This window comes from Parafrankia sp. Ea1.12 (assembly GCF_900465275.1).
GTDB classification, from domain to species: domain Bacteria; phylum Actinomycetota; class Actinomycetes; order Frankiales; family Frankiaceae; genus Parafrankia; species Parafrankia soli.
Window position 1 is genome coordinate 1 of sequence record NZ_UBIZ01000232.1, and the last position, 7,157, is coordinate 7,157.

General features: G+C 74.8%; 7 protein-coding genes and 1 pseudogene. 6 read left to right on the forward strand and 2 right to left on the reverse strand.

The features are described from left to right. Positions 1-185: 2-oxo acid dehydrogenase subunit E2 (locus FMEAI12_RS37940; protein ID WP_235013843.1), on the reverse strand; the 185-nt coding region annotated here is incomplete at its 3' end. Here FMEAI12_RS37940 and FMEAI12_RS09125 point away from each other — a divergent pair. Continuing rightward, positions 103-912, forward strand: a pseudogene (locus tag FMEAI12_RS09125) (2-oxo acid dehydrogenase subunit E2); the annotation flags it as partial. The gene FMEAI12_RS37940 and the pseudogene FMEAI12_RS09125 overlap by 83 nt on opposite strands. A gap of 303 nt (positions 913-1,215) precedes the next feature. Next, on the forward strand, positions 1,216-2,127 hold the full coding sequence (locus FMEAI12_RS09130; RefSeq protein WP_112105677.1) for a TIGR01777 family oxidoreductase: 912 nt from the start codon (positions 1,216-1,218) through the stop codon (positions 2,125-2,127). A 27-nt stretch (positions 2,128-2,154) separates the two neighbouring features. Here FMEAI12_RS09130 and FMEAI12_RS09135 read toward each other — a convergent pair whose 3' ends face one another. After that, positions 2,155-4,029, reverse strand: coding sequence for a protein kinase (locus FMEAI12_RS09135; RefSeq protein ID WP_165938731.1), 1,875 nt, complete (start codon positions 4,027-4,029; stop codon positions 2,155-2,157). Positions 4,030-4,175: 146 nt separating this feature from the next. On the opposite strand from FMEAI12_RS09135, the gene FMEAI12_RS09140 reads away from it, so the two are divergent. The 4 genes from FMEAI12_RS09140 to FMEAI12_RS09155 form a co-directional block, all read left to right on the forward strand. Continuing rightward, the gene (locus FMEAI12_RS09140; RefSeq protein ID WP_200835233.1) at positions 4,176-4,925 is read left to right on the forward strand and encodes a peptidase E; all 750 of its coding nucleotides are present in this window, start codon (positions 4,176-4,178) and stop codon (positions 4,923-4,925) included. 40 nt (positions 4,926-4,965) lie between these two features. Next, the gene (lipB, locus tag FMEAI12_RS09145; protein WP_071065375.1) at positions 4,966-5,790 is read left to right on the forward strand and encodes a lipoyl(octanoyl) transferase LipB; all 825 of its coding nucleotides are present in this window, start codon (positions 4,966-4,968) and stop codon (positions 5,788-5,790) included. After that, positions 5,787-6,773 (forward strand): lipoyl synthase, encoded by a 987-nt coding sequence (gene lipA, locus FMEAI12_RS09150; RefSeq protein ID WP_112105679.1) that lies wholly within the window; start codon positions 5,787-5,789, stop codon positions 6,771-6,773. The genes lipB and lipA overlap by 4 nt, the downstream gene beginning before the upstream one ends. Before the next feature lie 135 nt (positions 6,774-6,908). Then, on the forward strand, positions 6,909-7,157 hold a 249-nt coding region (locus tag FMEAI12_RS09155; protein WP_368672062.1), incomplete at its 3' end, for a hypothetical protein.

The following is a 7,157-nucleotide window of genomic DNA, read 5'->3' on the forward strand; positions in this document are numbered from 1 at the left end:
GCGCCGCGGCTGCCGGTGTTGGTCAGCGTGAAAGTGCCGCCGCCCAGGTCGTCCGGGGACACCTGGTTGGCGCGGGTCCGCGCGGCCAGCTCGTCGATCTTGCCGGCCGCTCCCGCCCCGGCGCAGGCGCCCACGGCGCCCGCGGCCGCCCGGCCGGCTCCCGCCGCCGCGCCGACCGCGTCCACCGCGCCCCGTGGCCGCACCGAGAAGCTGACCCGGCTGCGCTCGCTGGTCGCCCGTCGGATGGTCGAGTCGCTGCAGGTCAGCGCGCAGCTCACCACCGTCGTGGAGGCCGACGTCACGCGGATCGCGAAGCTGCGCGAGCGGGCCAAGGCGAACTTCCAGGCCCGCGAGGGCGTGAAGCTGTCGTTCCTGCCGTTCTTCGCGGTGGCCGCGTGCGAGGCACTGCGCGAGCACCCGGGGATCAACTCCAGCATCGACCTGGAGGCGGGCACGGTCACCTACCACGACTCGGAGAACCTCGGCATCGCCGTCGACACCGACCGTGGCCTGGTCGTCCCGGTGATCCACAACGCCAGCGACCTGAACCTCAGCGGGATGGCCCGCAAGATCGACGAGCTGGCCGCGCGGACCCGCGCCAACCAGGTGTCCCCGGACGACCTGGGCGGCGGCACTTTCACGCTGACCAACACCGGCAGCCGCGGCGCCCTGTTCGACACCCCGATCATCAACCAGCCGCAGGTGGCGATCCTGGGCACCGGGTCGGTCGTGAAGCGCCCGGCCGTCGTCACCGATCCCGAGCTCGGCGAGGTGATCGCCATCCGGTCGAAGGTCTACCTGGCCCTCACCTACGACCACCGGATCGTGGATGGCGCCGACGCGGCCCGGTTCCTCACCGCGATCGCCAGCCGTCTCGAGGAAGGCGCCTTCGAGGCCGAGCTCGGGCTGTAGCCACGAGTTCGGCGCTGTAGGCACCAGCAAGGCAGGCAGGCAGGGCCGGCGGCGGTCGGGCGGGTCCACGGGCCCACCCGGCCGCCGCTGTCGTTCGCGGGGAGACACGCCGGGCCTGGTGCGGGAGTCCGTGGCACGGCGACCCCGAAACCCGGCCGACCCGTCCGCCCCGCCTGCCCGGTCCGGCGGCCGGCGCGGTCCGGCGGCGCAGGTGGCCGCGGCCGGCTAGGGTGACGTCCGGGCCCCGGGGTCGCCGTGCCACGGACTCCAGGTCCAGGAGGGTCGGATGGGGGTCCCGGACGCATGAAGGTCGCCGTCACCGGCTCGTCCGGGCTGATCGGTTCGGCGTTGCTGCCCGCGCTGCGCGGGGACGGCCACGAGGTCGTCACCCTCGTCCGGCGCCCGCCGCGCGACCCGTCCGAGATCCGCTGGGACCCGGCGGCCGGCACGCTGGACGCCGCCGCCCTGGCCGGCGTGGACGGCGTCGTGAACCTGGCCGGCGCCGGCATCGGCGACCACCGGTGGACCGCCGCCTACAAGCAGACCCTTCGGAGCAGCCGCATCGACGGCACCCGCCTGCTCGCCGAGGCCCTCGCCGGCCTCGACCCGCGCCCGCGGGTCCTGCTCTCCGGCAGCGCCATCGGCTGGTACGGCACGAACGCCGGCTCGGCCGGCGCCGCGCTGGACGAGACGGCCCCGCCCGGCACCGGCTTCCTCGCCGAGCTCGCCCGTGACTGGGAGAACGCGACCACAGCGGCGCAGGAGGCCGGCATCCGGGTCGTCCGGGTGCGCACCGGCATCGTCCTCTCCGGGCGCGGTGGGACCCTCCAACGGCTGCTCCCGATCTTCCGGCGCGGAGCCGGCGGCCGGCTGGGCTCGGGGCGCCAGTGGCTCAGCTGGATCAGCCTGGCCGACACCGTCGACGCGCTGTGCTTCCTCCTGGAGGCCGACGGAGTACGCGGGCCGGTCAACCTGGTGGCGCCCACCCCGGTGACGAACGCGGAGTTCACGTCGGCGCTGGCGCGGACGCTACAGCGCCCGGCCTTCGCCCAGGTACCGCGCTTCGCACTACGCCTGGCCCTGGGCGAGTTCGCCGACGAGGGACCACTCGCCTCCCAGCGGCTCGCGCCGGCCACGCTGGTCGACGCCGGGTTCCGGTTCAACCACTCCGACCTCGCCACGGCACTGGCCGATGCCGTGCACCGCGACGCCTGAACCGGGCCGCCGGGTCCGGCCGCTCGCTCAGCTGGGGGCCGTCTTGACGCTCTCGGCCTGCCGCCAGCCCGCCTCGGTCCGCCACAGGGTGAGATCCTTCGTCTCCGGCGGGCTGGCCGGCTGTTGGGCCAGCACATCGCCCGCCTCGCCGACGAAGTCGTAGGCCCCCACGATCTCGGTGACCCGTAGGACCACCCGGTCGGCTTCCTCCTCACGAACCACGACGTCGACGATCTCGATCCGCACCGGCGTGGAGCGCCCGCGTCGCCGGACCATTTCCCGGATCGATGCCCGGTCCGACTCCAGGACGGCGCTGCCGGGCGCGTCCGCGAGGTCGAGGGCGGTCTCGTCCGCCCGCTCGAAGGCCTTGCTGCGGGCGGCGTTGAGCTCGTCGAGCACGGCTCGCCACACCTGTTCCGGGGTCTGCCCGCTGACGGGGCTCGCGGTCGGGTCCGCGCGGGCGGTGCTCCCGGTGGGCACGGGTTGACGGGTGGCGTCCGACCCGGAGTCATGGGCCAGCAGGAGCGCGGCGATGGCGACGATCACCAGACCGACGCCCGCGAGCACCGGGAACAACACGGGGTGCCGCCGCCGGCCGCCGGCCCGCTCCCCCGCTGCCCGGCGTGCCCTGGCCTCGCGCGGTGCCGGGGAGTGGGTGGTGCCCCGGGCGCGGGCGGGCGCCGCGGCCCGGCCGGCGCGGCGGCGGGTGCCGGCCCGGTCGTGGTTCACCGGTCGCAGCGAGCCCACCAGGTCGGCTGGTTCGGCCGGTGCGGTCCGCCCGTCATGCGGCGGCCGGATGCCCTCGGCGTCGGCCTCCCTGGGCGCCGGGCCGCCCGCGCCGGGCGGCGGTGGCTCCTCGTCCTCGTCCGGGATCACCTGACCGGTCGCGAGGTACAGACCGTAGGGATCATCCCGACCGGCGGGCCGCGGGGTTTCCGGTGGGCCGGCCGCGGAGCCCGGGTCGCCCTCTAAGCCCCGGTCGCCCGTGGCCGGGTCGCCCGGCCATGCCACGTCCTCGGCTGCCGACCACGGGTCCGGGTCGCCGCTGTCGCCGGCCTCGCCCCGGAGACTCTCGTCGGGATCCAGCAGGTCGCCCTGGTCGACCGGAGCGGCGTTCCCGCCGTCCGCGGGCCGGCCGGGCTCCGGGTCGACCTCGACAACCCCTGCTGCCCCGGGTGGCACGTCCGTCATCCGGACGGGAAGCGGCGTGGCGCTGCGGGCCAGCCCGGCCGCGAGCTCGGCGGCCGAGGGGCGGCGACGCGGGTCGTCCACCAGGGCCATCGCGACCGCGACGGCGACCGCGGCGGCGTCGGGCCCCGTCGCCTGGCGCATCGCGCCGAGCAGGAGGTCGGCGAGGTCGTGCACGTCCTCCGAGGCGGACACGCCCGGGTCGGTGAGGGCCGCGATGCCGGCGCCGGTGAGAACCGGCCGCCCGTTCGGCTCGAGGAGAATGTCCAGGGCGGTCAGCCCGCCGTGGTGCAGACCGGCCGCGTGCACCTCGGCCAGCGCCTGCGCCGCGGGTAGGCCGATGGTGACGACCTCGCCCGGGTCGAGCCGACCCCGCGCGCCGAGCAGCCGGGACAGGCTGACCGCCTCGTGCACCGGCTCGGTGGCGACGGCCAGGCCGTCGGGTGTGCGGATCACGTCCACCACGGAGGCCAGGTGCGGATGGCGGATGCCGAGCAGCAGCTGGGCCTCGTCGAAGGCCTCGGCGCGCAGCAGCGAGTCGGCCGGTAACCGAACGTAGCGGATGGTCACGTCCATGCCGAGCCGCTCGATCCGGCCGGCCCAGACCTCGCCGGCGCCGGCGTCGTATCGGCGGCCGTGCAGGAGGATTCCCGGCACGACGGGCTCGCCGCCGTGCCGCCCCAGCCGATCGCCGGAATCGTCGGTGAAGGTCACGAACGTCGACGCTAGGCGGATCCGACCACCTCTGCAGGACTCTTTCCCCTGCTGTGGATAACTTCCTCTCGAGCGGCGGCGGCGCGCCGCCGGGCGCGGACGGGCGCCCCGGGACGCCCCCGGGGCCGGTCAACCAGGAGTCATCTGTGCAGATCCTCGCGACGAGCGGCGGCTTCCGGCCCGACGGGCGGTGGGGCGCCCGGGTCGGACCACTGCTGGATCACGCGATCGAGCTCGCCGCCCCCGCCGGACGTCCCAGGCTGTGCCTGTTGCAGACCGCCCTGGGCGACGACCAGGCCGCCTACGCCCGCGGGTACGCGGCGCTGAGCCGGGACCGGCCGGACGTCGTGGTCTCCCACCTCGCGCTGTTCCCGATGCCCAACGTCGCCGACATCCGGGCCCACCTGCTCGCGCAGGACGTCGTCTGGGTCGGCGGCGGCAGCGTGGCCAACCTGCTGGCCGTGTGGCGGGCGCACGGCCTGGACCGGATCATGCGCGAGGTGTGGGAGGCCGGGGTCGTGCTGGGTGGGGTCTCCGCCGGCTCGCTGTGCTGGCACACCGGCGGCACCACCGACTCGTTCGGCCCCGACCTGTGCCCGGTGACGAACGGGCTGGGCCTGTTGCCGCACAGCAACACCCCGCACTACGACTCCGAGCCTGCGCGCCGGCCGCTCTACCAGCGCCTCGTCGCCGAGGGGACGCTGCCCGCCGGGTGGGCGACCGACGACGGCGCCGGCCTGCACTTCCGCGGCACCGAGCTCGTCGAGGCGGTGGCGGACCGGCCGGACGCCCACGCCTGGCGGGTCAAGCCGGGCCCGGCCGGGACGGCCGTCGAGACCCGGGTCCCGGCCAGGCTCCTCCCCGATCCGCGGACCGCGGCGGACCGGGCGCCGTAGCCGCGGCGATCCGGCTCCTGACAGCTCCCGACGGATCCCCATGTGGCCCTGCTGCCCCGGCCCGCGGGCGTACGCTCGGGACGTGGATGTCCTCCGGTTGGGTGTCGTTCCCTATCGCGAGGCCTGGGAGATGCAGCGGACCCTGGCCGATGACCGCCGCCACGGACGCGGCTCCGACACGCTGATCCTGCTGGAACACCCCGACGTCTACACGGCGGGCCGGCGGACGGGCGCGGGTGACCGCCCGGTCGACGGGACGGAGGTCGTCGACGTCGACCGCGGCGGCGGCATCACCTGGCACGGCCCGGGGCAGCTGGTCGGCTACCCGATCGTGCGGCTCCCGATGCCGCTGGACGTCGTGGCCTACGTACGGGCACTGGAGGCCGGCCTGATGGCGGCCTGCGCCGAGTTCGGTCTCGAGACCCGGCGGGTCGAGGGGCGCACGGGCGTGTGGACATCCGACGGCCTGCGCAAGCTCGCCGCCATCGGGGTCCGGGTGAGCTGGAAGGTCACCAACCACGGTTTCGCGCTGAACTGCGATCCCGCGCTCGCCGCGTTCGGTCGGATCGTCCCGTGCGGGATCTCGGACGCCGGCGTGACCAGCCTGAGCAGGGAGCTGGGCCGGCCGCTGCCGGTGGCCGAGGCCCGCCCGGTGGTCGAACGGCACATGCTCACCGCGCTCGCCGACTACCTGGCCACGGGCCTGGCCGCCGAGGCCGGCCGCCGGCCGGCAGGCGCGGAGGACAGCACGGGCAAGGTGGCCGGCACGGACACGGCGGGCACCGCGGGCAGGGCAGCCACGGCGGGAACGTCCGACACGGATCTGATCGGCGCGGGGCTCGCCGGCGGGAAGGTTCACCGATGACCGCGGTCGCTCCCGAAGGCCGGCCGCTGCTGCGGCTGGAGGCGCGCAACGCGCAGACGCCGATCGAGCGCAAGCCACCGTGGATCCGCACCCGGATGCGCACCGGTCCGGAGTACACCGACGTGCGCAACCTGGTCCGCGGGGCCGGCCTGCACACGGTGTGCGAGGAGGCCGGCTGCCCGAACATCTACGAGTGCTGGGAGGACCGCGAGGCCACCTTCCTGATCGGCGGGGACGTCTGCACCCGCCGCTGCGACTTCTGCCAGATCGACACCGGCCGCCCGGCCCCGCTGGACGTCGACGAGCCGCGCCGGGTGGCCGAGTCGGTCTCGACCATGGGCCTGCGCTACGCCACGGTGACCGGTGTCGCCCGCGACGACCTGCCCGACGGCGGGGCGTGGCTGTACGCCGAGACCGTCCGGCAGATCCACGCCGGGTCGCCGGGCACCGGGGTCGAGGTGCTGATCCCGGACTTCGGCGGCCGTCCCGAGCAGCTCGGCGAGGTCTTCGCCGCCGAGCCGGAGGTGCTCGCGCACAACGTGGAGACGGTTCCGCGGATCTTCCGCCGGATCCGGCCGGGGTTCCGCTACGAGCGCTCGCTGGACGTCCTGACCCAGGCCAGGGCGGCCGGCCTGGTGACCAAGTCGAACCTGATCCTCGGGCTCGGCGAGACCGACGACGAGGTCTCCGAGGCTATGACCGCGCTGCACGAGGCCGGCTGCGACCTGCTCACCGTCACGCAGTACCTGCGGCCGACCCCCCGACATCACCCGGTGGAGCGCTGGGTGCGACCCGAGGAGTTCGTGGAGTGGGAGCGGCGCGCCACCGGCATCGGCTTCGCCGGTGTGCTGTCCGGTCCGCTCGTCCGGTCGTCGTACCGCGCCGGACGCCTGTACCGCCAGGCAGTCACCGTACGTAGTAATACTGCCACTGTAGAGGCTGATCTGCCCGAAAGTGTGTCCGACGACTCTCACGCCAGGTGATGACTCGACTGGTGGCGACTACCGCGAGCGACTAAGCTCGGCTCTGCGTCACACGGCGGTCACGAGATTCGCCGTTGCGCAGGGGTCGTCGCCACCTTGCGGACATCGCGGCGACATCTGCGCCCTTCACACTCGGTGCTGTTCCGGCGGGAGCTCCTCCCGCCTCGGGCGCCACGACCGCGTCGGGAGGTCGTCGACACCGTGTTCCGCTCACTCCTCAGCGCACTCGAGGAACTGACTCTTCTCGTCCTGCCCCATGGCGGGCAGCGCACCGCGCGCCACAACGCCTGGCGCGCCGCCACCGACCTGCACGTCACCACCGGCTACCGCTGGGTCGACCAGATCTCCGTGTCCGCACTCGAACCCTCCCCCGCCACGACGACA